Here is a 14,475-nt window from a genome sequence, read left to right as displayed (position 1 = left end):
CCCAAGCCCTGCGGGCAAGTAACAAGCTGTGGATAACTCATTGTTCATTCAACCTTTGCATTTGCTGTGCTACACTTTTAACACTGTATCGGCCGCCGCCACACGCGCGCAAGCAAGGATCATACCCGCATGCTGAAGCAACAACTGCGAGCAATTAGCTCGCTTCTCACCAGCGTCACCTTTATTGGTATTTGTGTTGGCATGACCAGCACCCTGTTGTCATTGCGCGCCACCATGGAAGATTTCGGTACCCTCACCACCGGTATGATCATGTCGGCCTATTTTATTGGCTTTCTGTTTGGCACTACCCGCGCTCCGAAAGATATTCGCCGCGTTGGTTACATTCGTGCCTTTGGAGGATTAGCCGCATTAGGTGCAGCATCAGTATTAATTCAAGCGGTGTGGATAGACCCACTGGTATGGTTTGTCATGCGCTTCATGACTGGTTTTGCCATGTCCGCTATCTTTGTCATTGTTGAGAGCTGGCTGAACACCATGGCAGATAACCGCAATCGAGGCAAAGTGCTATCGGTCTATCTGGTACTAATATACGGCGGTCTGGTCATTGGCCAGCTGCTACTGGGTATTGCCGATCCAAGCGGCTTCGTCGCTTTTGCCTTGGTGGCATTGCTGATGAACCTGTCGATTATTCCAATTCTGATCAGTGTTACGGTGGAGCCGAGCGGCAATGAACCGCGCAAAGTACCGCTCGGGGAACTGTTTAAAATTGTTCCCCTCGGGCTGGTGAACGCCTTTATCATGCAGGCCTGTTTCGCCATGTTTTATGGTATCGGGCCCATGTACGCGTTATATATTGGTCTGACGGTCGAGCAAGTGTCATTATTTATGGCCGCTTTTATCCTCGGTGGCTTACTCGCGCAAGCACCGATCGGCTTCTTATCAGATCGCATTGATCGGCGCTGGATTATGGCCGCCAGTGCCGGTATCGCGGCGGTGATGTCGCTGATTTTATCGCAACTAAATGCCGATTCGGTCGCGTTAATCTACCTTTGTATGGGGTTACTCGGGGCCTGTGCCCTGCCGATGTATTCGTTAGGTATGGCCCACACCAATGACTTTTTAGAAAAAGATCAGATGGTTGGCGCTACTGGTGCCATCATTAAAGTGGGTGCCATGGGCGCTATTATCGGTGCACCACTGGTGGCCGTATTGATGGAATTTGGTGGGGTTGATTACTTCTTCTTACTGCTAATGGCGCTTACCGCAAGTGTCAGTGTGTACTCGTTATTCCGTATCGGCAAACGTCCCAAAGCACGCTTACAAACTCATTCAGCATTTGCCATGGTACCGCCGTCAGCAACTTCTGACGGCGTGTTAACGGCATTAGCTGAAGAGATGCAAGAAGGCGAAGCCGATGGTCCCGGCCCTATGCCACGCCCAACCAACGATTAACCCATTGCTGAGCTTCGCTAGCTAACTGCTGCAAATGCTCAGCACTGACAAAGCTTTCGCTATAGATTTTATATACTGGTTCAGTGCCTGAAGGGCGCGCTGCAAACCAACCATTGACGGTTGTCACTTTAACCCCACCAATCAAGGCTTGGTTGGCTGGTGCTTTGGTCATCACCGCGGTCACTGCATCACCCGCTAACTCGGTAATTCCCAATTTGTAGCCGCGAAGATCCGCAAACGCCGCATTGGCTTCTGCGCTTGATGCCACATCAATACGCTGATAATAGGCAGTACCGTGTTTGCTACAGAGGGCTTGGTAATACTGGCTTGGATCGCATTTTTGCGTGGCGACTATTTCGGCCGCCAGTAATGCCATGACGATACCGTCTTTATCGGTCGACCATGGCAAACCTTGGCGATCAAGAAATGTTGCACCAGCACTTTCTTCACCAGCAAACGCGGTCACGCCATCATGCAATTCTTGCGCAAACCATTTAAAGCCGACCGGCATTTCACGCAATGGACGGCCATGCGCGGCTACCACACGGTCAATAGTGGCACTGGATACCAAGGTTTTACCTATCGCTAGCTGCGCCGGCCAGCCACGACTTTGGCACAAATAATCAATTGCAACGGCAAGAAAATGGTTAGGGTTCATGAGCCCGTGTGATGGCGTGACAATACCGTGACGGTCATAATCAGGGTCATTGGCCACAGCGATGTCAAACTGATCTTTTAACGCCAATAGTGATTGCATGGCATACGGCGACGAGCAATCCATACGGATCTTGCCGTCTTTATCCAAGCTCATAAAGCTGAAGGTGGCATCTACCACAGCGTTTTTCACGCTGATATCGAGACCATAATGATCGCGCATCAAAGCCCAGTAACTGGCCCCGGCACCGCCCATAGCATCGACGCCAATACGCACACCGGCCTTCGCAATTGCCGCCATATCCACCACTTGATCGAGGCTTTCGACATAGGCTTTACGCCAATCAACCTGCTTGAGGCGCTTACTGGCGCGAGCTTCAGCATAAGGCACTGCGTTCACTCCAATTAACTCCGAACTCAAAATAGCATTAGCATATTTTTCAATGATTCGGGTCGCATCGGTATCGGCCGGTCCACCGTGCGGCGGATTGTATTTAAAGCCGCCATCGCTGGGTGGGTTATGCGATGGGGTGATCACGATACCATCGGCTAAACCTTTTTTGCGACCACGGTTATAGCGCAAAATAGCATGGCTAATCACTGGCGTTGGGGTGTAGCCATCGTCGCTTTGCACATGCACTTCAAGACCATTGGCAATGAGTACCTCTAAGGTGGTCATAAAGGCCGCTTCAGATAAGGCATGGGTATCGCGACCAACAAATATTGGCCCAGTAATACCCTGCTCCTCACGATATAACACCAGCGCTTGGCTTATCGCTAAAATATGTGCTTCATTGAAGCTATTGTTCAGTGAACAACCGCGATGGCCAGAGGTGCCAAACTGTACTTGTTCGGCTTTTTTGCGGGGGTCAACATCATGCACAAAATAAGCACTCACCAGTTGTGCAATATTGGTCAAATCACTCGCTTGGGCTGGCTGTCCAGCGCGTTCATGCAATGCCATTAGAGTAAGTCCCTGATTCGTTCAGCTTGTGTTTGGTTATAGCCGAGCTCTAACGCTACCTGAGTCAGCATCATTTTTTTGCGCGTGGTGTTGTTATTAGTCACCACGTAATAGTCGCTATCGGGTATTTGCTTTGGATTGGTGCTGGTGCCAGCTTCTTCGAGCTCGCGTTCTACAGTGGCAAAATACTTACGGTCGCGCCCTGTGATCTGCAGTACCCGCTCAAATTGCTGTGCATGACAACGGTGCAACATACTCAAGATATATAGAAAGCGTGCGACGATGCTGCGCTGACCGGCTAAGTCGGCTTTGCTCATCACATCAAAAATTGTACGCGTTGGGTTAGTAGGCGCTGGTGTTGCGGGCACAATAGCTTGTTGAAACCCAAGTAAGCGCCGCAGAATCGCTGAGGCACTCTCGCCAATATGTTGCGTGTGGCTGGCAATATAGCGATATAATTCGTCGTCAATGTCGATCTGCTTAGTCATCGGGTCGTTACCCTAATTGGTTATCAATGCGTATGATGGGCTATTATACCGAAGCCAAGCCGCGGGTACAGATATTCACAGAGTATGAGGTGGTGATGAGTCAATCGAGCTCGCTAGATTTGAATTATGAAATACAAGGTAACGGGCCAGCGGTAGTGCTGCTGCACGGGCTATTCGGCGATTTAGATAATCTAAAAGGCTTAGGCCGTGAGCTCCAACAGGATTATCAGGTGATTTATGTTGATTTACGTAATCATGGCGATTCAGCACATGCCGAACACATGGATTTTGCCTTAATGGCCGCAGATCTGCGGCAGCTTCTGACCAAGCTTGAACTGCCAGCGGTACATTTAGTCGGCCATTCATTAGGTGGCAAAGTGGCGATGGAATTTGCCCTGCGCTACCCGCAACAAAGCCTCAGTGTGGTGGCCGCCGATATTGCCCCGGTAGCGTATGAAGCCAAGCATCATCATATCCTTGATGCCCTGAGCAGCCTTGATTTAAGCACTATTAGCAGTCGCAAAGAGGCTGACCAAGCCCTCGCAAAAACGATTGATAGCATCGGTGTACGGCAGTTCTTGTTGAAGAATCTGCGCCTCGATGAAGGCCAGTTTAGCTGGCGGTTGAACTTAGCAGCGTTGCAACACAATTACCCAACCCTCGCCGGCGCGGTTACCGATGGTCACTACTCTGGGCCTATTTTATTTATCAAGGGTGGCGCTTCCGACTATCTCTTAGCGCAACACGAAGCGGCCATTCGGCAACGATTTAGCCGCGTAGAATTGAAAGTTATTGAAGGCACTGGGCATTGGTTGCATGCCGAAAAGCCACAGATTTTTAACCGCTTAGTGATGGCATTTCTGGCGCAACATAGTCGCACCGAGCGGCTTGGCGTGGTATAATCTCGGCCAATTTGCTGGAGACCATCGATGTTGTCAGAACATTTTGAACTGATCGAAACCTTAGGAACAAACTTTGCCTTAGCAGTGTTGTTTTTATTGATCGGTCTTGCCATTCAAGACGTTTTAAAAAAGGGCAACGTGCCGAAGTTCGGGCGCTGGTTTGTCTGGCTGGTTCTATTTTTAGGTTGTGCGGGGTTTATCGCCAAGGGCATTATTCAAGCCTTCTGGGAAAGCGGCCTGTAACATAGCACAATCGGTAACATTTTCATTTTTAGCACAGGTATGTAACACCTTATGGCACGTGTTGGCATTTTCTTTGGCAGTGATACCGGTAACACCGAAGCAGTTGCGCAAATGATCCAAAAAGAATTGGGCAAGCAGCTAATTGATGTCTTTGATATTGCAAAATCCAGCAAAGAAGATATCGCTAGCTTTGACCTAATCATGATTGGTATTCCAACCTGGTATTATGGCGAAGCACAATGTGATTGGGATGACTTTTTCCCAGAGCTTGAGCAAATTGACTTTAATAACAAGCTAGTCGCGATCTTTGGCTGTGGTGATCAAGAGGACTATTCCGAATACTTTCTTGATGCCATGGGTACCGTACGTGACATTATCGAGCCACGTGGCGCAATTATTGTGGGCCATTGGCCAACTGACGGTTATCACTTTGATGCGTCACGGGCACTGGTTGATGATCAGCATTTTGTTGGTTTAGGTATTGATGAAGATCGTCAACCTGAACTGACCAAGCAGCGTGTGCAACAATGGTGCGCGCTAATTCGTGAAGAAATGGGTCTTGAATAGCAGGGCTAATCAAGGCATTCACAAGGCACTTGGCTTGTGGCTATAATGGCGCAGGCGAAGTTGATAGCGAAGCGAGACTAATGAGCAGCAAAGACGAACTCCAGTTGAAGAAAGCTGGCCTTAAGGTCACCTCTCCACGGGTCAAGATCCTTGAGATTTTAAAGAACCCTGCCAACCAGCACATCAGTGCTGAGGATGTTTATAAAATCCTGCTCGAGAAAAACGAAGAAATTGGTTTGGCCACAGTGTATCGCGTGCTCAACCAGTTTGATGATGCTGGCTTAGTCAGTCGTCATCACTTTGAAGGTGGTCGCTCAGTGTTTGAGCTGAGTAACAAAGCGCATCACGACCATTTAGTGTGTCTGACCTGCGGCCACGTGTTTGAATTTGAAGATGACATGATTGAAGATCGCCAAGAGCAAATTGCCAACGCGAATAATCTCAATCTCATCAATCACAGTTTGTATCTATACGGCGAATGTAAGAATGCCGCCAGCTGCGAACACAATTTGTCCACACAGGACTAAAGCAACGGCGCTTTGCTTCATAGCGCCGCACTGAGAATCCATTATTTCATGAGTTTTGAGCAGTTAGGTTTATCTGCGCAGGTATTAAACGTACTTGCCGAACAGGGCTATACCGAGCCAACCCCCATTCAGCAACAAGCCATTCCAGCCATTTTGCAAGGCCGCGATGTGATGGCGGCAGCACAAACCGGTACCGGTAAAACCGCCGGTTTTACCCTGCCGTTACTCGAGATCTTAAATAACGGTCAGGCGCCGCGCGCTAATCATGTGCGAGCGTTGATTATCACCCCGACCCGTGAATTAGCTGCGCAAGTTGCTGACAGCGTGCAAACCTATGGTCGCGATATGAAACTATCGTCTGCGGTGGTGTTTGGCGGGGTAGGTATTAATCCGCAAATGATGCGCTTGCGCAAAGGTATCGATATCTTAATCGCCACGCCTGGCCGATTGCTCGACCTGTACCAGCAAAATGCGGTGAAATTTCAGCAGCTGCAAGTGCTGGTATTGGACGAAGCCGATCGCATGCTCGACATGGGCTTTATTCACGACATTAAGAAGATTTTGCGCTTACTACCCACACAACGGCAGAACTTGCTATTCTCGGCGACTTTTTCTGACGAGATTCGCGCCCTAGCCAAAGGCTTAGTGAATAATCCACAAGAAATTTCGGTCACCCCGCCAAACAGCACTGCCGAGCGTGTTGAACAGTCCTTATATGGTGTTGAGCAGACGCAGAAAACCGCCCTGCTCTGTCATTTATTACGGGCTCATAAAACCCCGCAGACACTGGTATTTAGCCGTACTAAGCATGGTGCTAACCGCTTGGTCAAGCAACTTGAAGCCAATGGCTTTTTAGCTGCGGCTATCCACGGCAACAAGAGCCAAGGGGCGCGTACCAAAGCCCTTGATGACTTTAAACAAGGTCGGGTTCAAGTGCTGGTAGCAACTGATATCGCTGCCCGTGGTATTGATATTGATTTATTACCGTTGGTGGTGAATTACGATTTGCCCAACGTCAGTGAAGATTATGTCCACCGTATTGGCAGAACCGCGCGCGCGGGTGCGAGCGGCCAGGCTATATCGTTGGTAAGCCCAGAAGAAGTGCGTGATTTACGTGGTATCGAGAAATTGATTGGCCAACGTATCACCCAATGCCAGGTGGACGGCTTTGATGCCGTTGACCTGGTCAAAGGTCGGCCAGCGCCCAAACGTGAACAGCGTCAGCCACGTGGTCGCTCCAATCAAGGTGGTCAGCGTAGCCATGGTAGTAGCAACAATGGTGGTGGCAATGCCAACGGTGGCGGCAATCGCACTGGCGGCAGTGGTAAACCAGCGCGACGCCCACGTTAAACTCAACCAACAGCGACGCTATTCTGCGTCGCTGCTTCCAGTCCAAGTATCGCGCAAGCCAACGGTCTGATTAAAGACCAACTGGGCGGCTGAACTATCCTTGCTATCGGCAACAAAATAACCAATACGCTCAAATTGATACGCCTGGGCAGCAGATGCTTGTTGCAAACTTGGCTCGACAAAACCCTGCTTCACCACCAATGACTGGGGATTCAAGCTGTCAACAAAGTCATCTTCAGCGGCTGGGTTAGCCACTTTGAACAAGCGGTCATACAAGCGGAATTCAGCCGCCACGGCATGGCTAGCGGCAACCCAGTGAATCACCCCTTTAGGCTTGTTGCCATCCACTGGGTCTTTACCCAAGGTGTCGGCATCATAGCGGCAATAGACCGTGGTAATAGTGCCATCAGCGTTTTTGTCGGCGCGCTCAGCGGTGATCACATAAGCATTACGCAGGCGCACTGCTTTACCAAGCACGAGGCGCTTGTACTTTTTGTTGGCTTCTTCACGGAAATCATCGGCTTCAATCCAGATTTCACGTGCAAACGGTAACTGCCGCTGGCCCATACTGTCATCGTTAGGATGATTCGGTGCCTGCAACAATTCGTGCTGATCAGCGGGATAGTTCTCAATCACCAACCGCAACGGTTCAATGACCGCCATAGCGCGCGGCGCGTGCTGGTTGAGTTCATCGCGGATACAGGATTCGAGCATGCTCATTTCCACCTGGTTATCCATTTTGGTCACGCCAATACGGTGACAGAATTCGCGCACCGAGGCGGGCGTGTAACCGCGGCGGCGTAAGCCCGCAATAGTCGGCATACGGGGGTCGTCCCAACCACTGACTAAGCCCTCTTCAACCAGTTGATTGAGTTTACGCTTACTCATCACAGTGTATTGCAGATTGAGGCGCGAAAATTCGATTTGTTGCGGATGGCAGTCAATGCTGATGTTGTCTAGCACCCAGTCATACAAACGACGGTTATCTTGGAATTCCAAGGTACACAATGAATGGGTGATACCTTCAATGGCATCGGAAATACAGTGGGTAAAGTCGTACATTGGGTACACACACCAACGATCACCGGTTTGGTGGTGATGGGCGAAGCGCACACGATAAATCACCGGATCACGCATACACATGAACGGCGATGCCATATCTATTTTAGCCCGCAAACACACTTCACCCTCTTGATACTGACCAGCCGTCATGGCTTGGAAAATAGCCAAGTTTTCAGCCGGGCTGGTATCACGATAGGGACTATTCACACCGGGCTCTTTCAAGGTGCCGCGCATTTCGCGCATTTGCTCTTGCGAGGAAAAGTCAGCATAAGCTAAGCCTTTATTGATTAACTCAATGGCATAACCATGAAGTTGATCGAAGTAGTTTGAGGCGTAACGTGGTGTGCCCTGCCACTGATAACCAAGCCAGCTCACATCTTCTTGAATCGATGTGACATAATCGACTTTTTCTTTCAGCGGGTTGGTGTCATCAAAGCGCAGATTACAGCTACCCTGGTAGTCTTCAGCAATGCCAAAGTTCAGCACGATCGATTTAGCGTGACCAATGTGCAAGAAACCGTTCGGCTCCGGCGGAAACCGCGTATGTACCGAGGCGTGTTTGCCGCTGGCTAAATCTTTGTCGATGATTTGCCGAATAAAGTTACTACGGGGCGCGTCTGCTGCCATGAATCAAAAATCTCCAGTGAGTACACCTGCAAAATGGTGCTTATGATCGCAGTTTCCGCGGTGCCGTGCAAGCCTTGTTAACCGCTGCGCGGTAGATGAAAAAACTGCGCTACTTCACGCCAATGTGCTTGTGCTTCGCTGAGCTCTTGCCAATAAAATTGCAGCTGCGTGCCACTGCCGGCTTGCGCCAATAAACAGCGCGCTTGCCAGCTTAAAGTAGCTATTTTAGGGTAACCGCCGAGGGTTTGGCGGTCATTGAGCATGACAATCGGCTGGCCATCAGGGGGGATTTGTATGGCGCCAACCGCAAGTGGCTCAGAAATCAGTTGCTCGCCCGCCCACTCTATCGGTTGCTCAACCTGCAGTCGCACGCCCATACGGTCATGTGCGGGACTCACTCGCATGGTTTGATTAGTGAGCAGTTGCCGCGCACTATCGCTGAACTGCTGATATTGGCCGCTGGCAATAATACCCAGCTGCAGTGGTGTGCTGGGTTGACTGATTAAGGCGGCGAGGAGTTCCTGCTGCGGCCGCCGTTGCGGCAGTTCAACGCTAAACAATGGTGCCTTTAAGACCTCACCGTCAGCAAGCAAACGGCCATCACCATGGATACCACCGCGACGGTCACGGCGCACCGTTGCCACACTGCCTTGGCAGGGAGTGGCACTGAAACCACCACGAATAGCAAGGTAACTTCGCAATCCACGCTGCGGCGGTGGTATCTCTAACTGATCACCAGCGCGTAGAGTGAGAACTTGCCAGCTGCGCTGCGGTTCGCCGTTAATCACGACCTGACTTGCTGCCCCCGTGACACAAACTTGGGTCTCAGCTAAACACGCCAACCGACAAGCACTGGCGGTGATTTCCAATTGTGCTGCATTGTAATGGTTATCGAGGAGCCGATTGGCCCACAAGAATGCGCGCTCATCAACCGGGCCACCACGAGTGATACCAGCGGCGAGCAAACCAAACCGGCCAAAATCTTGCAGGCTGGTGTAAAACCCAGCGCTGACTACCCTCAGAACGCTGTGGCTGATGATATTATTGCTCATCGTGTCATTGCTCATTGAGTGACCGCTCGCGCCTGATAATCGGCTAGGCTTATGGCAACAAAACGCACGCGATCGCCAGCGCTCAGTTGCGGCAATGCTAGCGCGCGCCCAATAATCAACCAGCCACCGGGGGAACTGTGCGGATAAATCGCGGTTTGTTGATTAGCAATGGCCACACTCAATGCCGGTACGGCGGCTCTTGGCGTCGCTAAACGCGGTAATTGTAGTGCTGGTGGTAGGTCACCGAGATAGGCAAACCCCGGCGCAAAACCGAGGGTGTATACACAATAATCTTCACCACTATGCAAGCTAGCTTGGGCCGCGCTACTCAGCCCAGTTTGAGTGCTTATCAATTCGCTATCCAGAGCCAACGAGGGGTGATAGCACACCTCAATGAGGTGATTAAGGGTGCTTTCCGGGGTTACTGTGAGCGGTTGTTGCACGGCCTGTAAGATCAACTCACGGATCTGCTGTTCACTATGTTTTAACGGGTTGTAGTAGACCAACAGGCAGCGATAACTCGGGACTAACTCAACGACTTGATCAGCTTCTGCCAACAGTGCCGCTAAGGCATGCACCTGCGCGTTTACCTGGCGATCAATACGGCGCTGAAATTCTACCATCACCGCATCGATGGCTGCGGTCACCAAGTTGACTGAATTCATGCATGGGCCATGCCAAGCAGATGCTGGCGAATGGTCTTAACTAATGCCACCGCCTCAGCATTATCGCCATGCACACACAGCGTGTCAGCCTGCACCATTAAGGCGCTGCCGTCGCTGGCACGAATCGCTTGCCCGGTAGCTAGCTGACTGACTTGGGCAATGATCTCGGCGGCATCATGCAACACCGCATCGGCGTGTGTTCGAGCTCGTAATTGTCCGTTGGGGTCATAGCGACGGTCCGCAAAAGCTTCAAACAACAACGGGATACCATAACGCGCTGCTTGTTGCTGCTGCCAGTCACCACCAATGCTAGCGAGAGTCAACAACTGCAAGGGCTGCTGACGCTGCTGATTACATTGGTCAATGACCCGCAGTACCGTGGCAAATAACTCTGGATTACGTTGCATATCGTTGTACAGGGCGCCATGGGGCTTCACGTAATCAATTTGGCTGCCATGAAGCGCACAAATAGCCTGTAATGCGCCAATCTGATAGTGCAGAATTGCCGCCAACTGCTCGTCACTAAAATGCATAGAACGACGCCCAAACCCAGCTAAATCAGGATAACTAGGGTGCGCGCCAATACGCACCTGATGCTTTACTGCTAGGCGCACGGTGGTTTGCATCACCTGTGGGTCACCGGCATGAAAACCACAAGCAATACTGGCCATATCGATATGCGGCATGACCGCAGCGTCATTACCCATGGTCCAGGCGCCGAAACTTTCCCCCATATCGCAATTAAGCAGCACGATCAGTCCTCATGGCGATTGCGCGCAGCAGTAAAACGCGCATAACTATAACCAAACAGATACAGGCCCAAACCAATCGCAGCAATTTGTAACGGTGGAATGATTATGGCGGTAATTTGATGGGCACCGAAAACGGCAGCAGCACCAGTCAACCCCATGGTCAGTAGTGCCATAGCAATCAGCGTCAGCGGCTCCAGCCAGCGCTGTATAGCAGTGACCCCCAACAGGCTGGCAAAGGCCCCGAGAATCAGCCCCCAAGCCACCGGCACACCTAAGCTGTACCAGCTTAATTGATAATTAACCATAACAGTCCAGAGCTGCTCTGGAGTCGCGGTATAAAACAGCAAGCCAACTAAACCAGCAAGAATCACTAAACGTTGTGTCAATGACATGGTGGCCACTCCCCAACTACAGTACTAGCGACAAAATCGCCACCACCGCAATGATAATTGGTACCCACAAAATCGGCGACTGATACCATTGCATGACTGGGGCCTGATAGGGTTCAGGCTGACGCTCTTCAATAGGAGCCTGCCTTTGACTGATTAGCCACACCACCCCAACAATCAGCAGACCGAGGCCAAGCAATCGCCAGTTGCCGGTATTATCACCGGCGGGCGATAACACGCCCAATAATAACCCTGCAACAATAACGGCCAAGGCCGCAATACGCGTGACGATATTAGTTTTTATCATGGTTTATCTGTCCTGCTTTAGCGTGTTTACGCCAGGTTAAATAGAAACTGAGCCAAGCACCGGTCATCAGCACCACACCAATGGCAATGGTGACATAATTTTGCTCCCACACGCCGCTGAGCAACGTGACTAAACCGATAATAACCACCACTAGTGCAATCAGCATGATGCCCCCGTGAGATAGGCTGGTTTATTACCACACCACAATACCCAATTCTAGCCAGTGTGAAAAGCGTCACACCGCACTATTCGACTATTATCGCGGTCAATGCCATACTCATTTTCTAACCTATGGAGACCTAACCTACATGAGTCGCAGCATCGATGATAACCAAGCCGAACTGTGTGAATCTGAATTATTGCAACGTGATGCCACGGTTTATTTGCCTTTAGCGCGAAAAATCAGCCCGAAATTGACGGTTCAACGACTGATCCCGCAGCGTGGTCTGCGCATGGTTGGGCCATGGTGCTTTGTTGATCATTTTGGTCCACTACCGATAGCTGACTATGCTGATTTTGACGTGGCACCGCACCCGCATTGCGGCTTACAAACCATCACTTGGTTATTTTCCGGACAACTGCTGCATCACGATAGCCTCGGCTACCAACAGCCCTTGCGCCGTGACCAACTCAATTTAATGACCAGTGGCCACGGTATAAGCCATGCCGAAGTGGCTGATCAACAGCTCAGTGAGCCACTGCATGGTTTGCAGCTATGGAGTGCCCTGCCACCGGCAAGCGCAGATACCCAACCGCGCTTTGACCATTATCCGCAGGTGCCGAAATTTTCTATCGGTGACTGCACCGCCAGTCTGTTGGTCGGCAGCTATCGTCGTGATGATGGTGACAATGTGCAACGTTTCACCTCACCAGCATTGAGTTTTCATCCATCAATAGCGTTGCTGCTCAGCACCCCAAAAGCCACTGCCATTGAACTGGTCCTAGAGCGCGAATTTGAGCATGCTTTATACGTGGTTACGGGTCGTATTGATAGCCTCGAGCAAACCGTCGTGGCACACCAATTGCTCAATCTGGGGAGTAATCGGCAACGGTTGGCGATTGAGCTTTCAGCGGATACCAAACTGCTGGTGATCGGCGGTGAAGCCTTCGAGCAACCAGTGCGAATGTGGTGGAATTTTGTCGCTGCTGATATGCAACAATTACAGCAAGCACAACAGCAATGGAATGTTGGTCATAGCCGCTTTGGCAGTGTCAGTAGTTATCAAGGGGAGCGAATGATGGCTCCGGAACTGCCGAGTCAAGAGGACAATCAATGAACTGGCTAGGAAAATTGAGAGCAGCCATTCGGCGCTTAGGGATCTGGATTTTAGCAGCGGCTATTACTTTAGCGGTGCTGTTTAGCGCGGTACTGGTGTACAAGTGGACAGTTTATGAACCGGATCCGCCGCCATTGGCGGATTGCACCAGCTTGGAACTGCTGACCACCAGCGATGGCGCCGCTGAATTACATCTGCAGCATTGCCAGCGCGGCGGCAAGCCGAGTTGGAGTGGCTACGAACTATGGCTATTTGAACCATTAAATGGTGACTGGCAACGCATCATGACTGCTGAAAAGCTGCACAACGACAGCATGCAACAGTGTTTAACCATCGGCTGGCGCAATCAAACTACGGTGCTGGTGGCTCATAGTCAAAGCCGCGGTGATATTGCTCTGGCGAAGAATTCGGTGGTGTATGATGACGTTAATGACCGTCCACATACGCTCAGTATTGCTACCGAGCGCATGGATCTATGTCAATTAACCGAGCTTCATGACTAACTTGAGCGGTAAGCGTTTCATCAAAAAGGCAATCACGGCCCATGGCCAGCCCGGTACATAAGCGGTAACGGGCTCTTTTTCGATAGCTTTCACCAAGGCCTTACAACCGGTCTCATTGTCCACCATAAACGGGGTGTTTTTGACCTTTTCGTTGATTTCTGAACGGATAAATCCGGGGCAAATGGTGCTGGTTTTAATTGCTGATTTACTGCGAATTAAATCGGCGCGAATACCCTCGGTCAGTGCCGATAAGCCTGCTTTGGTGGCGGCATAAACCGTCATTGCTCGAGGCATACCGCGCAACGCGCTAATGGAGCTGACGGTCACCAAATGGCCATGTTGCTGGGCACGGAAAATCTCCAACGCCGCTTCACATTGGGCAATGGCGGCAACAAAGTTAGTTTGCGCGGTTTGCACGTTAGCATAGAAGTAGCCGGTGCCTAATGATGCACCCTTGCCCATACCTGCATTGACGATCACCCGGTCTATCTCACCAAACTCCTGTTGGAATTCTTTAAAGACCCGAAACACCGCCTCGTGATCATTCACATCTAAGGCCTTCACACTGATGGTTAAATCGGGATTCTGTGCTAATAGCTCGGTGCGAAGCTGCTCAAGCCGGTCGGTACGCCGCGCACATAAGGCTAAGTTACGCCCCATTGCCGCAAATTGCTTAGCCATGCCTTCGCCCAGCCCTGAGCTGGCGCCGGTAATTAGAATGGTTTTGCGCATG

The 14,475-nt window shown here is 50.9% G+C and carries 18 protein-coding genes; 8 read left to right on the top strand and 10 right to left on the bottom strand.

What is annotated here, in order from left to right; all coding sequences use genetic code 11:
• The first annotated feature begins 129 nt into the window (after positions 1 to 129).
• The gene (locus tag EFO84_RS09835) at positions 130 to 1,413 is read left to right on the top strand and encodes an MFS transporter (RefSeq protein WP_127347890.1); all 1,284 of its coding nucleotides are present in this window, start codon (positions 130 to 132) and stop codon (positions 1,411 to 1,413) included.
• Here the strand turns inward: EFO84_RS09835 and pgm are convergent.
• Together pgm and EFO84_RS09825 are read right to left on the bottom strand one after the other, a co-directional pair.
• Entirely contained in the window at positions 1,388 to 3,031 is a 1,644-nt protein-coding gene (pgm, locus tag EFO84_RS09830) for a phosphoglucomutase (alpha-D-glucose-1,6-bisphosphate-dependent) (protein ID WP_127347889.1), read from the bottom strand. The genes EFO84_RS09835 and pgm overlap by 26 nt on opposite strands.
• A complete protein-coding gene (locus tag EFO84_RS09825; protein ID WP_127347888.1) occupies positions 3,031 to 3,519 on the bottom strand; it encodes a replication initiation regulator SeqA in 489 nt (162 codons plus the stop codon). Before EFO84_RS09825 ends, pgm begins: the two co-directional genes overlap by 1 nt.
• Before the next feature lie 32 nt (positions 3,520 to 3,551).
• On the opposite strand from EFO84_RS09825, the gene EFO84_RS09820 reads away from it, so the two are divergent.
• The 5 genes from EFO84_RS09820 (at position 3,552) to EFO84_RS09800 (ending at position 7,108) form a co-directional block, all read left to right on the top strand.
• The gene (locus tag EFO84_RS09820) at positions 3,552 to 4,421 is read left to right on the top strand and encodes an alpha/beta fold hydrolase (RefSeq protein WP_348534537.1); all 870 of its coding nucleotides are present in this window, start codon (positions 3,552 to 3,554) and stop codon (positions 4,419 to 4,421) included.
• Between the two features lie 27 nt (positions 4,422 to 4,448).
• The gene (locus EFO84_RS09815) at positions 4,449 to 4,664 is read left to right on the top strand and encodes a DUF2788 domain-containing protein (RefSeq protein ID WP_127347887.1); all 216 of its coding nucleotides are present in this window, start codon (positions 4,449 to 4,451) and stop codon (positions 4,662 to 4,664) included.
• A gap of 51 nt (positions 4,665 to 4,715) precedes the next feature.
• Complete coding sequence (fldA, locus tag EFO84_RS09810; protein WP_127347886.1) at positions 4,716 to 5,231, top strand: flavodoxin FldA; 516 nt, start codon at positions 4,716 to 4,718, stop codon at positions 5,229 to 5,231.
• Positions 5,232 to 5,311: 80 nt separating this feature from the next.
• Positions 5,312 to 5,758: a ferric iron uptake transcriptional regulator gene (gene fur, locus EFO84_RS09805; RefSeq protein WP_127347885.1), complete on the top strand. Its 447-nt coding sequence runs from the start codon at positions 5,312 to 5,314 to the stop codon at positions 5,756 to 5,758.
• A gap of 48 nt (positions 5,759 to 5,806) precedes the next feature.
• Positions 5,807 to 7,108, top strand: coding sequence for a DEAD/DEAH box helicase (locus EFO84_RS09800; protein WP_127347884.1), 1,302 nt, complete (start codon positions 5,807 to 5,809; stop codon positions 7,106 to 7,108).
• Positions 7,109 to 7,126: 18 nt separating this feature from the next.
• Here EFO84_RS09800 and glnS read toward each other — a convergent pair whose 3' ends face one another.
• The 7 genes from glnS to EFO84_RS09765 all read right to left on the bottom strand — a co-directional run bounded on the left by glnS (position 7,127) and on the right by EFO84_RS09765 (position 12,128).
• Positions 7,127 to 8,797, bottom strand: a complete 1,671-nt coding sequence (glnS, locus tag EFO84_RS09795; RefSeq protein ID WP_127347883.1) for a glutamine--tRNA ligase — start codon at positions 8,795 to 8,797, stop codon at positions 7,127 to 7,129.
• A gap of 77 nt (positions 8,798 to 8,874) precedes the next feature.
• Complete coding sequence (locus EFO84_RS09790; protein WP_164742429.1) at positions 8,875 to 9,849, bottom strand: 5-oxoprolinase subunit C family protein; 975 nt, start codon at positions 9,847 to 9,849, stop codon at positions 8,875 to 8,877.
• 11 nt (positions 9,850 to 9,860) lie between these two features.
• Complete coding sequence (locus EFO84_RS09785; RefSeq protein WP_127347881.1) at positions 9,861 to 10,514, bottom strand: 5-oxoprolinase subunit B family protein; 654 nt, start codon at positions 10,512 to 10,514, stop codon at positions 9,861 to 9,863.
• On the bottom strand, positions 10,511 to 11,266 hold the full coding sequence (locus tag EFO84_RS09780; protein ID WP_205701972.1) for a 5-oxoprolinase subunit PxpA: 756 nt from the start codon (positions 11,264 to 11,266) through the stop codon (positions 10,511 to 10,513). The genes EFO84_RS09785 and EFO84_RS09780 overlap by 4 nt, the downstream gene beginning before the upstream one ends.
• A 2-nt stretch (positions 11,267 to 11,268) precedes the next feature.
• Positions 11,269 to 11,658, bottom strand: coding sequence for a hypothetical protein (locus EFO84_RS09775; RefSeq protein ID WP_127347880.1), 390 nt, complete (start codon positions 11,656 to 11,658; stop codon positions 11,269 to 11,271).
• Positions 11,659 to 11,674: 16 nt separating this feature from the next.
• Entirely contained in the window at positions 11,675 to 11,962 is a 288-nt protein-coding gene (locus EFO84_RS09770; protein WP_127347879.1) for a hypothetical protein, read from the bottom strand.
• Complete coding sequence (locus EFO84_RS09765; RefSeq protein ID WP_127347878.1) at positions 11,949 to 12,128, bottom strand: hypothetical protein; 180 nt, start codon at positions 12,126 to 12,128, stop codon at positions 11,949 to 11,951. Before EFO84_RS09765 ends, EFO84_RS09770 begins: the two co-directional genes overlap by 14 nt.
• A 142-nt stretch (positions 12,129 to 12,270) precedes the next feature.
• Between EFO84_RS09765 and EFO84_RS09760 the strand changes: the two genes are divergently transcribed.
• Together EFO84_RS09760 and EFO84_RS09755 are read left to right on the top strand one after the other, a co-directional pair.
• Complete coding sequence (locus EFO84_RS09760) at positions 12,271 to 13,239, top strand: pirin family protein (protein ID WP_127347877.1); 969 nt, start codon at positions 12,271 to 12,273, stop codon at positions 13,237 to 13,239.
• Positions 13,236 to 13,742, top strand: coding sequence for a hypothetical protein (locus EFO84_RS09755; RefSeq protein WP_127347876.1), 507 nt, complete (start codon positions 13,236 to 13,238; stop codon positions 13,740 to 13,742). The genes EFO84_RS09760 and EFO84_RS09755 overlap by 4 nt, the downstream gene beginning before the upstream one ends.
• On the opposite strand, the gene EFO84_RS09750 is transcribed toward EFO84_RS09755, so the two are convergent.
• Positions 13,722 to 14,474 (bottom strand): SDR family oxidoreductase, encoded by a 753-nt coding sequence (locus tag EFO84_RS09750; RefSeq protein ID WP_127347875.1) that lies wholly within the window; start codon positions 14,472 to 14,474, stop codon positions 13,722 to 13,724. The genes EFO84_RS09755 and EFO84_RS09750 overlap by 21 nt on opposite strands.
• Position 14,475 lies beyond the last annotated feature (1 nt).

The organism is Pseudidiomarina mangrovi (assembly GCF_003999375.1).
Lineage (GTDB): Bacteria > Pseudomonadota > Gammaproteobacteria > Enterobacterales > Alteromonadaceae > Pseudidiomarina > Pseudidiomarina mangrovi.
The sequence above is the reverse complement of the archived record's forward strand: the minus strand, read 5'-3'. Positions and strand labels throughout refer to the sequence as shown.

Excerpts from the sequence above, each read along its gene's own strand:
- EFO84_RS09770 (WP_127347879.1), bottom strand. The coding sequence starts at position 11,962 with ATGATAAAAACTAATATCGTCACGCGTATTGCGGCCTTGGCCGTTATT.
- EFO84_RS09835 (WP_127347890.1), top strand. The coding sequence starts at position 130 with ATGCTGAAGCAACAACTGCGAGCAATTAGCTCGCTTCTCACCAGCGTC.
- EFO84_RS09775 (WP_127347880.1), bottom strand. The coding sequence starts at position 11,658 with ATGTCATTGACACAACGTTTAGTGATTCTTGCTGGTTTAGTTGGCTTG.
- EFO84_RS09800 (WP_127347884.1), top strand. The coding sequence starts at position 5,807 with ATGAGTTTTGAGCAGTTAGGTTTATCTGCGCAGGTATTAAACGTACTT.
- EFO84_RS09815 (WP_127347887.1), top strand. The coding sequence starts at position 4,449 with ATGTTGTCAGAACATTTTGAACTGATCGAAACCTTAGGAACAAACTTT.
- glnS (WP_127347883.1), bottom strand. The coding sequence starts at position 8,797 with ATGGCAGCAGACGCGCCCCGTAGTAACTTTATTCGGCAAATCATCGAC.
- EFO84_RS09750 (WP_127347875.1), bottom strand. The coding sequence starts at position 14,474 with ATGCGCAAAACCATTCTAATTACCGGCGCCAGCTCAGGGCTGGGCGAA.
- fur (WP_127347885.1), top strand. The coding sequence starts at position 5,312 with ATGAGCAGCAAAGACGAACTCCAGTTGAAGAAAGCTGGCCTTAAGGTC.
- fldA (WP_127347886.1), top strand. The coding sequence starts at position 4,716 with ATGGCACGTGTTGGCATTTTCTTTGGCAGTGATACCGGTAACACCGAA.
- EFO84_RS09820 (WP_348534537.1), top strand. The coding sequence starts at position 3,552 with ATGATGGGCTATTATACCGAAGCCAAGCCGCGGGTACAGATATTCACA.
- EFO84_RS09755 (WP_127347876.1), top strand. The coding sequence starts at position 13,236 with ATGAACTGGCTAGGAAAATTGAGAGCAGCCATTCGGCGCTTAGGGATC.
- EFO84_RS09790 (WP_164742429.1), bottom strand. The coding sequence starts at position 9,849 with ATGAGCAATAATATCATCAGCCACAGCGTTCTGAGGGTAGTCAGCGCT.
- pgm (WP_127347889.1), bottom strand. The coding sequence starts at position 3,031 with ATGGCATTGCATGAACGCGCTGGACAGCCAGCCCAAGCGAGTGATTTG.
- EFO84_RS09825 (WP_127347888.1), bottom strand. The coding sequence starts at position 3,519 with ATGACTAAGCAGATCGACATTGACGACGAATTATATCGCTATATTGCC.
- EFO84_RS09760 (WP_127347877.1), top strand. The coding sequence starts at position 12,271 with ATGAGTCGCAGCATCGATGATAACCAAGCCGAACTGTGTGAATCTGAA.
- EFO84_RS09765 (WP_127347878.1), bottom strand. The coding sequence starts at position 12,128 with ATGCTGATTGCACTAGTGGTGGTTATTATCGGTTTAGTCACGTTGCTC.
- EFO84_RS09785 (WP_127347881.1), bottom strand. The coding sequence starts at position 10,514 with ATGAATTCAGTCAACTTGGTGACCGCAGCCATCGATGCGGTGATGGTA.